Origin of the sequence: Gemmiger formicilis (assembly GCF_016901605.1) — a bacterium.
In the GTDB taxonomy this organism is placed as follows: Bacteria; Bacillota; Clostridia; order Oscillospirales; family Ruminococcaceae; genus Gemmiger; species Gemmiger formicilis_B.
Window position 1 is genome coordinate 1 of sequence record NZ_JACJKP010000473.1, and the last position, 410, is coordinate 410.

Genomic DNA, 410 nt, shown 5'->3' on the forward strand with positions numbered 1-410 from the left:
TGATGTTTTGCTCCTTACCATAAAAATGCCATCAGGCGATGTACAGTATACCAAAAATGCCGTGCCAATGCAAGGTACAGGCAAAATCACATTGCCTCTACAATGCCCCGCACCAGCTGCTGGAACACGGCGCCGCGGGCATTGGCAATCTCAATCACTTCATCACCGGACAGGCGCTTGCCTGCCATGCCGGCGGCCATGTTGGTGATCAGGCTCAGGCCCAGAACCGGCAGGCCGCAGTGGCTGGCGGCAATGGCCTCCGGCACGGTGCTCATACCCACGGCATCAGCCCCCAGGGTACGGAAAGCACGGATCTCGGCGGGGGTTTCAAAGCTGGGGCCCATGTAACCCAGATAAACGCCTTTTTGCAGTACCAAATTGTGCTCAGCGGCAACTTTCAGGGCGATTTC

The 410-nt window shown here is 57.1% G+C and carries 1 pseudogene; it reads right to left on the bottom strand.

Annotated features, from left to right (window positions below):
- Window positions 1–86: 86 nt before the first annotated feature.
- Window positions 87–410: pseudogene (locus H6B10_RS15505) on the bottom strand (purine-nucleoside phosphorylase); the annotation flags it as partial.